The organism is Zhouia spongiae, from assembly GCF_022760175.1.
Taxonomy (GTDB): Bacteria; Bacteroidota; Bacteroidia; order Flavobacteriales; family Flavobacteriaceae; genus Zhouia; species Zhouia spongiae.
In genome coordinates, this window is the sequence record NZ_CP094326.1 from 2,561,286 (window position 1) to 2,578,720 (window position 17,435).

17 protein-coding genes are annotated in these 17,435 nt (G+C 37.1%); 7 read left to right on the forward strand and 10 right to left on the reverse strand.

Annotation, left to right across the window (positions count from 1 at the left end):
* From MQE36_RS11195 to MQE36_RS11220, 6 genes are all read right to left on the reverse strand, one after another.
* The gene (locus MQE36_RS11195; protein WP_242936063.1) at positions 1 to 519 is read right to left on the reverse strand and encodes a hypothetical protein; all 519 of its coding nucleotides are present in this window, start codon (positions 517 to 519) and stop codon (positions 1 to 3) included.
* Between the two features lie 33 nt (positions 520 to 552).
* Positions 553 to 1,095, reverse strand: coding sequence for an RNA polymerase sigma factor (locus MQE36_RS11200; protein ID WP_242936064.1), 543 nt, complete (start codon positions 1,093 to 1,095; stop codon positions 553 to 555).
* 234 nt (positions 1,096 to 1,329) lie between these two features.
* On the reverse strand, positions 1,330 to 3,156 hold the full coding sequence (locus tag MQE36_RS11205) for an ABC transporter ATP-binding protein (RefSeq protein WP_242936065.1): 1,827 nt from the start codon (positions 3,154 to 3,156) through the stop codon (positions 1,330 to 1,332).
* Positions 3,156 to 4,877, reverse strand: coding sequence for a phospho-sugar mutase (locus MQE36_RS11210; RefSeq protein WP_242936066.1), 1,722 nt, complete (start codon positions 4,875 to 4,877; stop codon positions 3,156 to 3,158). Before MQE36_RS11210 ends, MQE36_RS11205 begins: the two co-directional genes overlap by 1 nt.
* A 27-nt stretch (positions 4,878 to 4,904) precedes the next feature.
* Positions 4,905 to 5,864, reverse strand: coding sequence for a glycosyltransferase family 2 protein (locus tag MQE36_RS11215; RefSeq protein ID WP_242936067.1), 960 nt, complete (start codon positions 5,862 to 5,864; stop codon positions 4,905 to 4,907).
* 41 nt (positions 5,865 to 5,905) lie between these two features.
* Positions 5,906 to 6,424 (reverse strand): DUF4199 domain-containing protein, encoded by a 519-nt coding sequence (locus MQE36_RS11220; protein WP_242936068.1) that lies wholly within the window; start codon positions 6,422 to 6,424, stop codon positions 5,906 to 5,908.
* Positions 6,425 to 6,607: 183 nt separating this feature from the next.
* Here MQE36_RS11220 and MQE36_RS11225 point away from each other — a divergent pair, with 183 nt between their 5' ends.
* Both MQE36_RS11225 and MQE36_RS11230 read left to right on the forward strand, forming a co-directional pair.
* A complete protein-coding gene (locus MQE36_RS11225; RefSeq protein WP_242936069.1) occupies positions 6,608 to 6,859 on the forward strand; it encodes a type B 50S ribosomal protein L31 in 252 nt (83 codons plus the stop codon).
* A 142-nt stretch (positions 6,860 to 7,001) separates the two neighbouring features.
* Positions 7,002 to 8,177, forward strand: a complete 1,176-nt coding sequence (locus MQE36_RS11230) for a GlmU family protein (protein WP_242936070.1) — start codon at positions 7,002 to 7,004, stop codon at positions 8,175 to 8,177.
* Positions 8,178 to 8,602: 425 nt separating this feature from the next.
* On the opposite strand, the gene MQE36_RS11235 is transcribed toward MQE36_RS11230, so the two are convergent.
* Positions 8,603 to 10,099, reverse strand: a complete 1,497-nt coding sequence (locus MQE36_RS11235; protein ID WP_341461473.1) for an ABC transporter substrate-binding protein — start codon at positions 10,097 to 10,099, stop codon at positions 8,603 to 8,605.
* A gap of 229 nt (positions 10,100 to 10,328) precedes the next feature.
* On the opposite strand from MQE36_RS11235, the gene mtaB reads away from it, so the two are divergent.
* Positions 10,329 to 11,666 (forward strand): tRNA (N(6)-L-threonylcarbamoyladenosine(37)-C(2))-methylthiotransferase MtaB, encoded by a 1,338-nt coding sequence (mtaB, locus tag MQE36_RS11240; RefSeq protein WP_242936072.1) that lies wholly within the window; start codon positions 10,329 to 10,331, stop codon positions 11,664 to 11,666.
* Positions 11,667 to 11,724: 58 nt separating this feature from the next.
* Here mtaB and MQE36_RS11245 read toward each other — a convergent pair whose 3' ends face one another.
* The gene (locus MQE36_RS11245) at positions 11,725 to 12,018 is read right to left on the reverse strand and encodes a GNAT family N-acetyltransferase (protein WP_242938842.1); all 294 of its coding nucleotides are present in this window, start codon (positions 12,016 to 12,018) and stop codon (positions 11,725 to 11,727) included.
* Positions 12,019 to 12,215: 197 nt separating this feature from the next.
* Here MQE36_RS11245 and MQE36_RS11250 point away from each other — a divergent pair, with 197 nt between their 5' ends.
* From MQE36_RS11250 to cls, 3 genes are all read left to right on the forward strand, one after another.
* A complete protein-coding gene (locus tag MQE36_RS11250; protein ID WP_242936073.1) occupies positions 12,216 to 12,887 on the forward strand; it encodes an alpha/beta fold hydrolase in 672 nt (223 codons plus the stop codon).
* A gap of 66 nt (positions 12,888 to 12,953) precedes the next feature.
* Entirely contained in the window at positions 12,954 to 13,910 is a 957-nt protein-coding gene (locus MQE36_RS11255) for a lytic transglycosylase domain-containing protein (RefSeq protein WP_242936074.1), read from the forward strand.
* Entirely contained in the window at positions 13,910 to 15,367 is a 1,458-nt protein-coding gene (cls, locus tag MQE36_RS11260) for a cardiolipin synthase (protein WP_242936075.1), read from the forward strand. Before MQE36_RS11255 ends, cls begins: the two co-directional genes overlap by 1 nt.
* A gap of 32 nt (positions 15,368 to 15,399) precedes the next feature.
* Here the strand turns inward: cls and MQE36_RS11265 are convergent, their stop codons facing one another.
* Together MQE36_RS11265 and MQE36_RS11270 are read right to left on the reverse strand one after the other, a co-directional pair.
* Positions 15,400 to 15,915: a DUF2892 domain-containing protein gene (locus tag MQE36_RS11265; RefSeq protein WP_242936076.1), complete on the reverse strand. Its 516-nt coding sequence runs from the start codon at positions 15,913 to 15,915 to the stop codon at positions 15,400 to 15,402.
* Positions 15,916 to 16,006: 91 nt separating this feature from the next.
* Positions 16,007 to 16,927: a DMT family transporter gene (locus MQE36_RS11270; protein WP_242936077.1), complete on the reverse strand. Its 921-nt coding sequence runs from the start codon at positions 16,925 to 16,927 to the stop codon at positions 16,007 to 16,009.
* Between the two features lie 270 nt (positions 16,928 to 17,197).
* Between MQE36_RS11270 and rpmH the strand changes: the two genes are divergently transcribed.
* Entirely contained in the window at positions 17,198 to 17,356 is a 159-nt protein-coding gene (rpmH, locus tag MQE36_RS11275; protein WP_038264765.1) for a 50S ribosomal protein L34, read from the forward strand.
* Positions 17,357 to 17,435: the final 79 nt, after the last annotated feature.

The window sequence follows — 17,435 nt, forward strand, 5'->3', positions numbered from 1 at the left end:
TTATTCAATTATGGTTAGTTCCTCGTAAGGATCTATATTTTCGTTAATGTATTCAATTAATTCCTCTTCAGTTATAGCATTGTTGTTAAGTATCTGAAATTGCTCAATTTCATCTTCAGATGAAAAATAATCTTCAAAATCCAAACTGAACAAACTGGTATAATTGGAGTTGATATAATCTTCTACTTCGGTAGCAGGTATATTGTCAATATTGTTTTTAAACATAAAAGGTTTAATGATGCTTACCATTAAAATAAAAACAGCAGCAATACCGGCTACTGTTACCAAACGTTTCTTGTTTTTTCGGTATAGAGAAATAACGCTGTTGCCTGATCGTAACTGTATTTCGATACGATCTTCCATGTTGTCGAAAAAGCCGTCAGGCACTTTGAAATTGTTTGTTGAAGGGATATAACCATCCCGGAATGACATGCCGGTTAAAATAGCATCCTCAAGGTTGTCAAAATAACCTTCGGGGACTTTAAAGCTGTTGTCTTTATGTAAATAGTTCTTTCTCAACACGTTTGTTTGACCTTCTATTTTTTAAAAAGTTTAATCATTGGTTAAAAATTCTTCAATTTTCTTTACGGCATGATGGTAAGATGCTTTCAGGGCCCCTACCGAAGTTCCTAAAATTTCAGAGATGTCATCGTACTTCAAACTGTCAAAATATTTCATGTTAAAAACAAGGCGCTGTTTTTCAGGCAGTGTGGCAATGGCCTTTTGTAGCCTGAGTTCAATCTCGCCACCATCAAAATGTATGTCGGCTTCCAAATTGTTTACTATTGAATCCTGCAATTCTTCATTGGTAATATTTAATTTTTTGGCTTTACTGTTTAAAAAGGTAATCGACTCGTTAGTTGCTATACGGTATAACCATGTATAAACAGCGCTGTCTCCTTTAAAGTTTTCGATACTCCTGAATGCTTTGATAAATGTATTTTGAAGGATGTCGTCGGCATCATCGTGATTTAGAACAATTCGGCGGATATGCCAGTATAAGCGTTGTTTGTTTTGTGTAATAAGGTCCCTGAACGCATGTTGTTGCGTTTTTTTATTTTTAAGTTGTTCAATAAAAACAGCTTCTTTTGTCAAAATCACCTTATTTTCTACTTAGACTCTAAAAGTGTTTCAGAGTTTAAAATGTTGAATCAATTGTTGATAACCTGTTGAAAACCATGTATTTCATCGAAAAAGGGGCTCTTTCTTACGATGAAATACATAATTTTTATATTTTAGTATTGTTAATAAACAACCTGAACCCCAAATACCACTATATTATATTGCATTATTTTGGTTAGGATGTAGCTTTGGTTACATCCTTTTTTTTTATTCAAAAGATTGCATGTCTACCAGTTTTTTGTAGTCGCCGTTAAGGTTAAGTAGTTCGCTGTGTGTTCCCTGTTCTACAATTTCCCCTTTTTTCATTACAATGATTTGATCGGCATTTTGAATGGTCGACAACCTGTGGGCGATAACAACAGAGGTTCTGTTCATCATCATATTTTCCAATGCTTTCTGAACAAGCTTTTCACTCTCAGTATCGAGTGCAGAAGTTGCTTCATCGAGAATCATGACCGGAGGGTTTTTTAATACAGCCCGGGCAATTGATAAACGTTGTTTTTGTCCGCCACTAAGTTTTCCTCCGGCATCTCCAACATTGGTATTAAAACCATTAGGTAGTTCCTTGATAAATTCATAAGCATTCGCAATTTTGGCAGCTTCTAATATTTCTTCATCTGTGGCATCCGGTTTTCCGAGTTTGATGTTGTTGGCAACAGTATCGTTAAACAGGATGGAATCCTGAGAAACTACGCCCATCAATGAATGCAAAGAATGTTTGGTTATTTGTTTGATGTTAATGCCATCAATTTCGATACGACCCTCTTCTAGATCATAAAATCGTGTAATTAAGTTCGCAATGGTGCTTTTTCCGCTCCCTGATTGCCCTACCAGTGCCACCGTTTTTCCCTTTGGGATTTCGACAGAGAAATTCTTTAAAACATAATCATTCTCGTATTTAAAGGAAATATTATCGATGTTGATGCTCTTGTCAAAACCGGTTTTAGCTATGGCATTCGGGGCGTCCTTTATTGGGTTTTCCGTATTGAGGAGATCGAGTATCCTTTCGGCAGCTCCATTACCACGCTTAAGGCTGTAGCTCGCTTTAGAAATAGCTTTAGCGGGTGTAAGAATATTGTAGGCTAGCATAATATATCCTAGGAAAAAACTAGCTTCCATACTGTTGTCGATAAAAACAAGATATCCTCCATACACTAACAATATTCCGATGACGATAATACCCATAAGCTCACTCATCGGTGAAGCGAGGTTTTGTCTGTTCAATACCGAATTTGAAAACCTATAATATCGGTGATTTGAGTCTGAAAATTTTTTTTCGAAAGCTCCTTCTGAATTGAAAGCCTTTATAATCCTAAGTCCGGACATTGTTTCTTCGAGGATAGAAAGAAAAACGCCCTGTTCTTGTTGTACCTTTATTGATTTCTTTTTAAGTGACTTTCCTATTTTGGATATTAAAAACCCCGATATAGGAATAAACACAAAAACAAACAAGGTTAGTTTCATGCTAAAAACAAACATGGCAATTAAAGAAAAGAGTATAGTTAACGGTTCTCTTACGATCATTTCCAATACAGATAATAATGAGTTTCTGACTTCTTCAACATCTGCACTGATTTTAGAAATAGTATCTCCCTTTCTTTTCTCAGAATAGAATGAGAGCGGAAGGGCAACAACCTTTTTGTACATGGCATTTCTAATGTCCTTCAATACACCATTACGTAAAAAGGTAATATAGAACATAGCAAAATAATTAGATACATTCTTTAAAAGGAAAATCGAAATAATGACACTAACCATTATCATTAATACTTTAAAATCGCCATGCACTTCTATTAATGTGGAAATTTCATAATTAAGATAACTTTCGGTATATGCTTTTAAAGAGCCAAGTCCTTCGTATACGGGCTTTGTGAACACTTCCTTTTTATCGCCGAAAATTACTTTTAAAACGGGGATTAAAGCAATAAAAGACAATGTACTGAAAAGTGCATAAAGAATATTAAAGAAAATATTTAAATATGCATACCTTTTGTAGGGTCTGGCAAAGCTCAGTATTTTTTTAAAATAATCCATTAATTGAAGTTCAGTTCTTTAATAATGCGGTCAATTTTGTTGTCAAATTCTTTTTGAGTGGTTTCAAAATCCTCTACAGCATTCAGCCTTCCTTTTACACTAAAATAGAATTTGATTTTAGGTTCGGTTCCGCTGGGTCTGGCTGCGATCTTTGTTCCGTCAGCCGTATAATAAATAAGGACATTGGATTTAGGGATCGAAATCGTTTCTTTAGCTCCGGTAATCATATTACGGGCAGTAGAGGAATTATAATCTTCTATGAGAACCACGGGAGAGCCATCAATGACTTTTACCGGGTTTTCACGTAGGTCGATCATCATTTTTTTGATTTCTTCTGCTCCGCTGATACCTTTTTTTGTTAGTGAAATTAATTTTTCTTTGTAAAAACCATGGTCGACATAAGACTGCAATAAGTCTTTGTAGAAAGAACTGTTGCTGGCTTTGGCCTCGGCAGCAATCTCACAGGCGAGCAGGGTGGCAGTAACGGCATCTTTATCTCTTACAAAGTCTCCAACCATAAACCCGAAACTTTCTTCTCCGCCACCTATAAAGGAAAGTTCAGGGTAGTCTTTAATCATTTTGGCAATCCATTTAAACCCGGTGAGTCCTACCTTGCATTCTACACCATATGCTTTTCCCAGGGCGTCCATCATAGGGGTCGAGACAATAGTAGATGCAATAAATTCATTGCCTTTGATCTTGTTTTCCTTTTTCCACTGATCCAGTAAAAACTTAGTCATCATGATCATTGTCTGATTTCCGTTCAACAAGATCATTTTTCCATTGAGGTCTCTTACTGCTACCCCTAAACGATCACAATCCGGGTCAGTACCGATCACCATGTCGGCATTTATTTCATCAGCTTTTTTCAGGGCTAAAGTAAGTGCTTCAGGTTCTTCCGGATTAGGAGAGACCACAGTAGGGAAATCTCCGTCTGGGATTGCCTGTTCCTCAACAATATGTACATTAAATCCGGCTCGTCTCAAAACTTCAGGAACAATTGTAATGGAGGTTCCGTGAAGTGAGGTGAAAACTATTTTAAACTGGTCTTTTCCTTTGGCATTAAAACTCCCATTTTCAAGGGAAGCATCGATAAAAGCTTCATCTACATCTTTATTGATTAATTTGATTAAGCTCTTATTTGAATTAAAGTTGATATCGGCAAAATCGATTGAGTTAATCTCATCTATGATGTCCCCATCCTGCGGAGGTACGATTTGTCCGCCATCTGTCCAATATACTTTATATCCGTTATATTCCGGAGGATTATGTGAAGCGGTAAGCACAATACCGCACTGACATCCCAGGTATTTAACCGCGAATGAAAGTTCGGGTGTCGGACGGAGTTCAGAGAATAGGAATACTTCTATACTATTGGCAGCGAATACATCGGCGACTACTTTAGCCAAAGTATCACTATTGTGGCGGCAATCATAAGCAATTGCTACTTTCAGGACTGAATCCGGATATGATTTTTTTAAGTAATTACATAATCCTTGCGTGTTTTTACCTAAAGTATATTTATTGATTCGGTTGGTGCCAACTCCCATTATACCACGCATACCACCGGTGCCGAACTCAAGGTCTTTGTAAAACCGTTCTTTTAATTCTTCCGGATTACTATCGATAAGCGATTGAACTTCTACACGGGTTTCATCATCGAATGAGTCACCTAGCCATTTCCTGGCATTGTTTAAGATTTCGTCTTTAGAAATATCCATAATTCAAAAAGTTTTTAATCCGGTCAGCTATGTGTTAGCGGTTTCGGAGATTTTATATCGTTCATTGCCTGTACGTTTGTTTCTTAGGATAATTTCACCCAGAAAGCCGGCCATAAAAAGTTGTGTACCAATGATCATGGTGGTTAAAGATATATAAAACCAGGGATTTTGGGTAACGAGTATAGAGGGCATGTTATTGTATAGTTTATACAATTTCGTGATACCTATAAAACCAGCAGAAAGAAAGCCAATGAAAAACATCAATACCCCCAGTGCACCAAAGAAGTGCATAGGTCTCTTCCCGAATTTTGAAATAAACCATATGGTTATGAGGTCCAGAAAACCATTTATAAAACGTTCCATGCCGAATTTGGTTTTACCATATTTTCGGGCCTGGTGCTTTACGATCTTTTCTTCAATTTTTCTGAATCCTGCATTTTTGGCTAAAACCGGAATATACCGGTGCATCTCACCATAGACATCGATGTTTTTTACAACCTCATTCTTGTAGGCTTTCAGGCCGCAATTAAAATCGTGTAGCCTGACACCTGAAGTTTTGCGGGCAGCCCAATTGAATAGTTTGGAAGGCAGGTTTTTACTGATTACAGAGTCGTATCGCTTCTTTTTCCATCCGGAAACGAGATCGTTACCTTCTTTAACGATCAGGTTGTAGAGTTCGGGAATTTCTTCCGGGTTATCCTGTAAATCTGCATCCATGGTAATGATAACATTGCCCCGGGCTTTTTCAAAACCGGCATGCAATGCTTGTGATTTACCGTAATTTTTTAAAAACCGTATCCCCTTAACCGATTCGTTTGCATTGGAAAGTTCGATGATTTTTTTCCAGGAATCATCGGTACTCCCATCATCAATAAATATGATCTCATATGAAAAACGATTGGACTGCATGACATTTGCAATCCAATCGTGTAGTTCTTGTAGTGATTCGTATTCGTTGAGTAGCGGTATTACTACTGATATATTCATGTATGTTATCTCTGAGTCTATTAAGTTATCAAAGATAATAATTAGTATTCACTTGGAGCCTTTTTCATAATAAGTCCTCCAATTAAAGAAAATATAAAGCCGAAGAACAAGCTCATAATAAGGGCGATTGGATATCCTATCCAGAACCATTCCTTACTCATTTCGATTTGTTTTTCGATTTCTTCACTTGTAAATTTACCCATTTCACCCAATTTGGCTCTTTGTACTTCCGCGAATTTATCCATAAATAAAGGGTCTATAACATTTACCAATAAATACTGATAGATAACGCCTAAAACCCCGGCAATGAGAGCCGTTCCAATACCAACCTTTAATGCCTGAGACAGCGTTAATACATTGTTGTTGGCCTTTTTGTATTGATAAATAGCAATAGAAATAATAACTGCCATTATAACAAGGCCTATGATACCTGCCACAGGGTTTTGTTCATAATGCATGTCTAACGAAAATAACATTAGACTAAAAACGATGCCGATCGCTCCTTGTATTAGCCCGAATTTTAAGGCGAATTTACCGGTTTTAGGTTGCGTGTTTTCCATTTTAGTGATATTAATTGATTCTGTGAAATTAGTAATAAACTCCGTACATTTGTTACAACGATCAACGAAAAATAAAACTTAACATGATTTTTTGGGCTAATGTGTTGTTAGTTTATAAAATATGCTTAAATTTGCACCTCTGAAAATTCGACAAAACGTATAAGCGATAATAAAATTAAGGCGATGAAAAAAGGTATACATCCGGAAAGTTATAGATTAGTGGCATTCAAAGATATGTCTAACGATGATCTTTTCATTACTAAGTCTACAGCAGAATCTAAAGAGACTATCGATGTGGATGGTGTTGAGTATCCATTGATCAAATTAGAGATATCCAGAACTTCTCACCCTTTCTACACAGGGAAGGCTAAACTGGTAGATACGGCTGGTCGTATCGATAAGTTCAAGAACAAATACGCTAAGTTCAAGAAATAAGCGATTACAATATATAGTTAAAAAACCTCTGAGATTTCAGGGGTTTTTTGTTTTCATAAGAAAAAGGTATCTTTTACCTAAGGTTTGAATGATGCTTGTTTTTTATTTTTGAATATTAATCGATATCTAAGTTCTAAATCGCATGAATTATATTTTATTCGACGGACCTGCAAGAAATGCTTTGCTGCCTTTTACCTACACCAGACCGGTAGCTGATATAAGGATAGGGATTCTTACCATACGTGAAAAATGGGAGAAGCACTTAGGTTATGTGACAACCACAATAACCGAAGAATATCTCTCGGAGAAATATCCTATGGTCGAAATGGAGCATAATATACTTATTAACGCATCGTATCTTCCAAACGACGAATTGGTGAGATTGATCAAAAATCTTAAGTATGATCAGGCCGTTTTTTATAAAGATGATGTGATTGCTTTTTATACTTCCGACACTCAGGAAGAAGTCGATTTGGAATCATATGAAGCCATAGAGTATGAAGGCGATGTTATTACGGTGCAGCATACGTGGGATATTTTCAGTAAAAACGGGTTGGCATTGGAAGCAGACTTCGAATTGTTGACCAAGGATCGAAAAAGTGCTCCGATTTCGGGAACGAATAATGTGATTTGTGTTGAAAATATTTTTATTGAAGAAGGGGCGCAGGTTGAATTTTGTACACTGAATGCTTTAACAGGCCCGATTTATATTGGGAAAGATGCGGTGGTGATGGAAGGAAGCATGATCAGGGGTGGACTGGCACTAGGAGATGAGGCTGTTCTTAAAATGGGAACAAGAATATATGGCCCTACTACTATAGGTCCTCACTGTAAGGCAGGCGGGGAAATAACCAATTCGGTTATGTTTGCTAATTCGAATAAAGGGCATGAAGGGTATTTGGGAAATTCTGTTCTGGGGGAATGGTGCAATGTAGGGGCTGATACAAACACCTCTAACCTTAAAAACAATTATGACCAGGTAAGGGTCTGGAGTTATGAAACTGAAGGTTTTGCTAAAACTGGACTTCAATTCTGTGGTTTGACAATGGGAGATCATAGCAAATGTGGTATCAACACCATGTTTAATACCGGCACTGTTGTGGGGGTTAGTGCAAATATCTTCGGGAGTGGTTTCCCGCGTAATTTTATTCCGAGTTTTAGCTGGGGTGGTGCAAATGGTTTCTCTACCTATCTCCCTAAGAAAGCTTTTGAAACCTGTAAAGTGGTGATGAAGCGCCGTAATATTGAATTTGACAATCAGGAAGCGGCTATTTTGGAACACATTTTTGAAGAAACCAAGAAATATAGAAAGGGTTAGTAGGGGCCGCTTATAAGATTATCAGGAGTAATAAGAGTACAGCGATGAAGCAAACAATAACTGTAATAAAGATATTGCGTTTGTGTTGTATTCTTTTTCTTTTCTGGTTTTGTTTGAGGTTGAGTATCAAAAGTTTTTTTCGGGCAGGGCTAAAAGTCCTTTTTTCATTTTGTAAACTTCCATAGCGTTCCAATCGGCTTAATTTTCCGGGTGATGCCCTTTTTTCATTTTTGAGGGTAAGACTTTCTATGTGGTTTGATTTCCCGGACATAACATGTTTTTTACCAGCATTTCACTCAACAACCGAAATTTAATATTCCAATGCCTCCATTAAGATGTTTCAAGGAAATGGTATAAGACTGCTCTGGAATCACTTTATATACCATTAAGTTACAAAAAAAATAACAGAAATGATTTTTCGGGTGCTATGGGGTTGTTTTGTATACTTTTTTTAGATGCAGCATATTTACAGGATTAGCATTCAGTCCGCGTAAATTTTTATGGGTAAACCGAATGGCTTCATCGTAATATAAAGGAACAACAGGAGCTTTGTCCATAATCAGGCTGTCCATCTTTTTGTACAGCTCGTTACGGAGAGAATCATTGGTTTCTCTAAGGGCGTGTTCATACCATTTGTCAAAGGTTTTATTAGAGAAATGGGTGTAATTGGGTCCGTTAGGAGCAAAGTTTTTACTGTAATACAATGATAAATAGTTTTCTGCATCCGGGTAGTCTGCTACCCAGCTGGCTCTGAAGATATCGAGTTTTCCGGTTGCTTTGCTTTGTCTTAATGTTGAGGAGGGGACGACGTCTATGTTTACTTTAAGTCCGATTTTTTCAACCTCCCGCTGTATGTATTCGCAAATATCCAGATAATTGGCATCGGTTGTGATTGTTACTTCAGGGTTTTCAATGCCGGTAGTTTCTTTGAATATAGAAATGAGTTCCTGGGCTTTGCCGGGATTGTATCCGAACCCGATTTTTTCATTATGTCCTTCCAGGCCTTTTGGTATAAACCCGTTCTCTGCAGGAGTGCCGATTCCGTTTCGGAGGTATTTGATCATTTTATTACGGTCAAAGCCATAATTTAATGCTTTCCGTATTAAGATCGATTTCGTTTCTTCTGTATTATTGTCCATATAAATACCCAAATATTCGATATTAAGGTATGGAGCTGTAACAATCCGTACCTGGTCTTTGTATTTAGGTTGTAATTTGCCTGTAGTACTTAATAATTCATCTTTATATGAGGCATCCAGATAATTCAGGAAATCTATATTTCCTTGTACAAATTGTAAAAACTCACTTTGTTTGTCGGGTAAGAATGTGATGGCAACGGCTTCAAAATAGGGGAGTTGTTTTCCGTTTTTATCCTGCTCGAAATAAAGTTCATTCTTTCGAAACACGAGCTTTACATTTTCTTCCCAGAGTTTAAACTTGAACGGGCCTGTTCCTATTGGATTTTTTCTGAATCCTGAACCGTGATGTTCTATGACTTCCTTTGGGACTACAGAGCAATATTTGGTGGTCAGCAGGCCTAAAAAAGCAGGGAATGGTTGTTTTAGTTGAATGATAAAAGTACTGTCATTCTGAGCTTTAAAATGATCGACATTGTTTAATACCCATTTTCCCGGTGAAGCCAGTTTCGGATCCAGGAGCCTTTTGAAACTATATTCAAAATCCGATGCAGTAACACTTCGGGTGCTGTCTTTTCCGAATAACGGATGCTTATGGAAATAGATGTTCTTTTTTAGCGAGAAGGTGTATTTCAGTGCGTCATCCGAAATCGTCCACTTCTTGGCAATACTGGAGATGATCTGTAGCGAATCGTCTAGTTCGACTAATCCGTTGAAAAGCTGGTTAACAGCCCATATATCGCTGTTTACGCGTGCAAATGCAGGATCTAATGAGAGTATGTTCATGTGTTCGTTATACCGAAAAACAAGATGGTCTTCTTTTTTTCCGGTTCCCTGCTTGCATGAAAGTAGTATTGATGCGACGCAACTTATTGATATATATATAATTGTGTTTAAAAAGCTGTTGCGACTATATTTTATCATACAAGAATTAGTTGGTATATTTGCACTCCCAAAATGGAACGTCTTTAGTTAAGATGATGTAAATATAATCAGATACCGATATATGTCCGGCATGGAAAGAAAAAAAGTGGCATTTTATACATTAGGTTGTAAATTAAATTTTTCCGAGACCTCTACGATAGCCAGGAGTTTTGAAAATGAAGGTTTTGATAGGGTGAGTTTTGATGAGAAAGCAGATATATATGTGATAAATACCTGTTCTGTAACCGAAAATGCAGACAAGCAGTTTAAGCGTATTGTTAAACAGGCTCAGAAAGTAAATGCAGATGCTTTTGTTGCTGCTGTGGGGTGTTATGCTCAATTAAAACCGGCTGAACTGGCAGACGTAGACGGAGTGGATCTGGTTTTAGGAGCTACCGAAAAATTTAAGATCACCGATTATCTCAATGATCTTTCTAAGAATGATTTTGGTGAAGTGCATTCTTGTGAGATTGAAGAAGCTGATTTTTATGTGGGCAGTTATTCAATAGGAGACAGAACAAGAGCATTTCTTAAGGTTCAGGATGGTTGCGACTATAAATGTACTTATTGTACAATTCCTTTGGCGAGAGGGATTTCGCGTAGCGATACATTGGAAAATGTACTTAAAAATGCACGTGAAATCTCAGCTCAGAATATTAAAGAGATCGTATTGACGGGAGTGAATATCGGGGATTACGGTAAAGGTGAGTTTGGTAATAAGCGCCATGAACATACTTTTTTAGAATTAGTAAAAGCTTTAGATGAAGTTGAAGGCATAGAACGCTTGCGTATTTCTTCGATTGAGCCAAACCTGCTGAAGGATGAAACAATTGAAGTGGTATCCGGGTCAAGGGCATTTGTACCTCATTTTCACATTCCTTTGCAAAGCGGAAGCAATGAGCTGTTGAAGAAAATGAAACGCCGCTATTTACGGGAACTCTATACAGATCGTGTTCGTAGAATAAAAGAACTGATGCCGCATGCATGTATAGGTGTTGATGTTATTGTAGGGTTTCCAGGTGAAACAGATGAACATTTTTTAGAAACATATCACTTCTTAAACGATCTGGATATTTCATATTTACATGTGTTTACATATTCAGAAAGAGATAATACTGAGGCTGCGGCCATGAGTGGGGTTGTAGAGTCGAAGGTAAGGGCCAAACGCAGTAAAATGTTAAGGGGCTTGTCGGTAAAGAAACGTCGTGCTTTCTATGAAAGCCAGATAGGGACTGTCAGGACAGTTCTTTTTGAGGGAGAAAATAAAGAGGGGTATATCCACGGTTTTACTGAGAATTATGTAAAGGTCAAGGCACCCTGGAATCCCGGGTTGGTAAATACGTTGCATAAAGTAAAACTGGTTAAGATTGATGATGACGGATTGGTGAGATTTGATTTTATTGTCTCAGGGGAACCGGTGATTTCCTGATTATGTCAAGACAAAATAAAAAAGGAGCTAAATTTCAATTAGCTCCTTTTTTATTGATTTAAATTCTAATCCCTACAGGAAGAAGATCTTTATATTCTTTGTGTTTTCTTAAAAAGCGAGCAATTTCCGGTGCTGTTGGTACAACTTTTAAATTTTGCTCATCAATATGGCTAAGTACAGCTTTTATAAAGTTGTCTTTAAACTCATCATTGGTAACTTCTTCCGGAATTACCATCTTTGTTAAAAAAATTTTTCTCTCCTGCAGAGCATACTCGATTTTTGCCAAAACACCATCTGTTTTAGATTCGAATTGACGTAAAAAATCATTGTTGGTAATAGAAACTTCATTCATCATGTGAGGGATTTAGACCTATTTATCAAAATAAACGACAAAACATTGTAATTAAACAGTTTGATTGCCTGTTTTATATTAGGGTTAATCATTTGTTGTTAAAGCTTAATATTGATGGTTTGGAAAAGAATTAGCTACTTTTGTCGGTGCAAAATTACTAAAAAAATAGATAAAAGCCTATTTTACATCTAATTAACATGACTAAGCCAGCAGAAAAGGTCCCAGTTTATTTCATGCCCGGAATGGCTGCCAGCCCTTCAATATTTAAGCATATCAAACTCCCCGAAGAGCAGTTTGAGTGCTGTTTTCTTGAATGGATGGTACCGGATAAGGGAGAGCCTTTAAAAGATTATGCCAAACGCATGTTACAATATGTAAAACACGATAACCCCGTATTGATAGGGGTTTCTTTTGGAGGGATTTTGGTACAGGAAATGGCAAAGCTGATCCCGGTTAGAAAGCTTATCGTGATTTCCAGTGTAAAATGCAGGGCCGAATTGCCCAAACGAATGATTTTTGCCAAGTATACCAAGGTGCATAAATTGCTGCCCACAGGTTTGGTAAACAATATTGAATTGCTGGCAAAATATGCTTTCGGCGAAACGGTTACCAGGAGGCTTGATCTGTATCAGGAGTATTTATCGGTAAGGGAGAAGTATTATTTAGACTGGGCAATAGATAATATTGTAAACTGGAAGCAGGAAGAACCTGATCCGGACGTTATTCATATTCACGGCGAGAAGGATGCTGTTTTTCCCAGGATGTATATTAAAAACTGTACAGAGGTTAAAGGGGCGACCCATGTTATGATTATAAACAGATTTAAATGGTTTAATGAGAATTTACCGGGAATAATATTAAATGAGTAAAAGGCTTTTGTATCTTTATCTTTTAAACAGGTCAATTATTAAGAAGTAATTATATTAAAGTTAACAATGAAGTACGCTAAGTTTTTTTTAATGAGTGTCGGAGCTGTTGTATTGGCAAGTATGTTTATTAATGCAGCACAAACAGAACAGGAAGTTGGTCAGGTAACTGAACCTGATAAACAGGCCGCGATTGATGAAGGGAAAACAAAAGATTATAATGTATATGCTATTGATTTGCCGGAAAAGATAGATTTTGCCGGTGAAGAAGTGCCTTTGTCCGATCCGGATGTTTGGGAGCGTTTAGACAGAGAGTTGTTGGTGAACACTTATTGGCAATCTAACGGATTGCTGCTGATAAAACGGGCTAATAAATACTTTCCGGTTATAGAACCTATCCTGAAAGAGCACGGGGTACCGGATGATTTTAAATATCTGGCAGTAATTGAAAGCGGATTGCAGAATGTGGTGTCTCCGGCGAGAGCTACCGGATTTTGGCAAATTATGAAGGGTACGGGTAAAGATTACGGTCTGGAAGTAAATGAGAATGTAGATGAAAGGTATCATGTGAAAAAATCGACGGAAGTAGCATGTGAATACATTAAGGATGCTAAAGAGAAGCTGGGCTCATGGACACTTGCAGCAGCTGCATACAATGCGGGTATGGCAGGGGTTACAAAGCAATTAAGGCGTCAGAAAGTTTCAGGTTATTACGATCTTTTACTGGGAGAGGAGACCAAGAGGTATCTTTTTAGAATCCTGGCAATCAAAGAAATATTGTCAGATCCTGATGCCTATGGTTTTAATTTTGAAGAAGACCATCTATACAGGCATATACCTACTTATGAAGTAGAGGTGGATACTCCTGTGACTGATTTTGCCGATTTTGCCAAAAAATTTGATATCAATTATAAAATCTTAAAAATACATAATCCCTGGCTGCGAGATTCGTTCTTGAATAATGCTTCGAAGAAGAAATATCAGATCGAAATCCCGGAAAAAGGTTATTATCCTGAAACTAAATAGTGTTTGAATTTTTAAAAGAAAATACCTGGGAGCTGCTGCTGGGACTTAATTATATTATAGCTATTGTAACGGCTATAAGTATTATTTTGAGCAATATAAACCCGACTAAGGCATTTTCGTATCTGGTCTTGCTGATTGCTTTTCCGTTTGTGGGGATTATCCTTTATTATCTTTTTGGACAGGAATACAGGAAGAGCAAAATATTTAAAAGAAAAAACGTTTTAAATCAGAGACGGATAAAAGAGTGGAAGGATTCTCTTTTCCTAGATTCGGATATTATTCAGCGAATCGAAGACAATTTTTTAGAAGATAAAATAAGATTGGTTAAGTTGTTGTTCGCTTCAGAACGCTCTCCGCTTACAATCCATAATAAAGTACAAGTGCTTATTAATGGAGAACAAAAATTCAAACGGTTATTTGAAGATATAAACAATGCGGAGCATACGATCCACCTCGAATACTATATTATTGAAGATGATGTGATTGGAGGGCAGCTGATAGACCTGTTATGTGAAAAATCCGGGCAAGGGGTAAAGGTCAGGCTCAGTTATGATTATGTCGGAAGTAAATTAACCGGAGCGGCCCATAAAAGATTGAAAGATTCCGGAGTAGATTATTATCCGTTCATGCCTGTGTATTTTCCTAAATTTACAAGCAAGCTCAATTATAGAAATCACAGGAAAATAGCGGTTATTGACGGAAAGATAGGCTATGTGGGGGGGATAAATATAACAGACAGGTATGTTAATTTACCTCATTCCGGAAGGTATTGGCGTGACACCCATTTAAGGATAGAAGGGGAGGCGGTAGGGTCTCTTCAGTTGCAGTTCTTATTGAACTGGGATTTTTTAACTTCTGACGACTTACGAATCGAAGATCATTTTTTTCCTAAAGTACCATTTGAAAACATTTCTTTGGTACAGATTGCAGCCAGTGGCCCTGACAGCGACTGGGCCAATATAATGGAAGCTATTTTTACGGCAATAAATACAGCAGATAAAAATGTGTACATAACCACTCCCTATTTTATTCCGAATGATGAGGTGAAAACGGCTATCACTGCTGCTGCGCGCGGCGGGATAGAGGTGAAACTGATTTTGCCGGAGCATGGAGATTCATGGGCAGCACAATACGCAGGGTTCTCTTTTGTAGAAGAGATGTTGGAATCTGGAGTGAAAGTATATATGTATACGAAAGGTTTTATACATGCAAAAACGATGGTTGTTGATGATGTTTTTGCCACTGTCGGAACTTCCAATATGGATTATAGAAGCTTTAATATAAACTTTGAGATCAATGCACTGGTGTATGATAAAAAGATCACCAGGGAGTTGACTGATATATTTAACAAGGATCTGGAGGATTGCAGGGAGGTGGAGCTTACAGAATGGAGAAGCAGACCCAGGATTCAGAAGATAAAGGAATCGTTTAACCGATTGTGGGCCCCGATGTTATAATACCAAAAAAAAACCGCTGAAAAGCGGTTTCGTTATATTTTTTTCATTTGTTGTTGCATCATTTTTATCTGATCAGCCAGCATATTTTGCTTGTCGAGTTTTTTAGCCTCATTCAGTAAGGTGGTAGCTTCTCTCTTCCTTCTTTTTTGCATGGCAATCCCCGCCAGACTTAATTTTGCCATAGCTATATCATAACTCATGGATAGCCCGAGTTTAAGGGCTTTTTTAAAGTATTTTTCTGCCTGTGTTAAATTGGTTTGGGAAGCCATGATCCCGTTCAGGTAATTGTAGTATCCCTGTTGTTTCTTAATTAAAGCTGTTTCAGGGTTTTTTATTTTGTCCAGCCACTTTTTGGTGCCGGCAAAATCCTGTTTTCGCATTCTTAAAAAGGCAAGTAATATAAACTCGTTCCTGAAATAAAGAAAAACGAAGACCAGAGAAATAAGTATCAGGAATATGCCGTTTCCAATATATCCTTCAATAAATTGATATATCGCATAAGCCACTATTAATCCTGCTATTGCTAATTTGATGTTTTTATTATACATGTTTGATTGAGTAATTTTGGAGGCCAAAGTTAATAAATTAGGATGAGGCTTGAAAAACTTTATAGTTTCATTATTGCTAATTGTATAGAGTTTACACGAATTGATTATTTTTTAAGTCACCGTTGTCATTTTTAAACTTTCTTTTCAGGTTTTTAAAGCTAATGTCTTTCGGGTAGAAAGTGATGCGAATTCCAAACAGCAGGATGATACCGCCAATGATCATTTCAAAAGAGATGGTTTCGTCCAGGAATATCCAGGCAAGTAAAGAGGCTAAAAGCGCCTGACTTAATAAGCTTAAAGATACTCTGGTAGCTCTCATGTGTTTAGTGGCGTAGCTGACCATTACCCATGCAAGCAACTGGCAAACGACTCCTTGCACAGCTAACACAAACCAACCGGCATTTGAAAACCCATAGAAAGGTTCGTTCGTTAAATAGCTTAACCCCCCTAAAAATATGGCAGATGATAATATGCTGGTGGTTAAGAAAGGAATTACGGAAATCTCAGATAATACTTTTTTGCTAATTAGCAAGTATATCGAGTAAAACACACCGGACAGGATACCAAATATAAATGCAAGATCAAAATTAAAACTGGCAACCAGGTCGATTCCTACCAGAATGAACATGCCGATAAGAGAGACGGCTGTCCCGATCCAAAAGTTTTTTGAAGGTTTATTCGGCAGAAATAAAAAACTTGAAATTCCAACCCAGATGGGCGACAGGTTCGTAAGTAATGAAGCCTGAGTTGCTGTTGATTGTTGAATGGCAATATTCCATACAGCCACATCAGCTCCGAACAAAACCCCGCAAACGATACTGAGAATTAACAGCTTTTTGTTGGGGATAAAAAGTTTCTTATTGATGATTGCATACGGAAGTATCAGGGCACCGGCAATAGCCATTCTGTAGAAAGCAGATATTAGACCGGGGGTAAGACTCAGCTTAACCAAAACAGGGAATATGGATATGCAGATAATCCCTATTACAAGAGCGATTCTGGGTTTTGTCATTTTTCAGAAAAAAGAAACAAAATTATCCAAAAAGTCATTTGCAGGTATTAAAGCTATCTTAAAAAAATGCATAAAATAATAGTTGTTGTTACGAGACCTTGAACAAGAGGTTCGGTTTTAATAAATTTGGACAGAGAAAATGTTTAAATGTTTTTTTGAAAAAAGGTTTGTCAAAGTAAAAACTTATTGTATTTTTGCGCCGCACTTTGAACAAGGAATTAAAGTGCGGGCACTAAAATAGATTTACCAAGTAGAAAAAGATATTAAGTCATGAAAAGAACATTTCAACCATCTAAAAGAAAAAGAAGAAACAAGCACGGGTTTAGAGAAAGAATGGCAACTGCTAACGGTAGAAAGGTGCTTGCTAAAAGAAGAGCAAAAGGAAGAAAGAAATTAAGTGTGTCTTCTGAACCAAGACATAAAAAATAATGATATCAGTATTTTATTAAATATGAAGGTGTTACTTTTATTAGTAACACCTTTTTTTTATATCTTATAAAGGGAATTA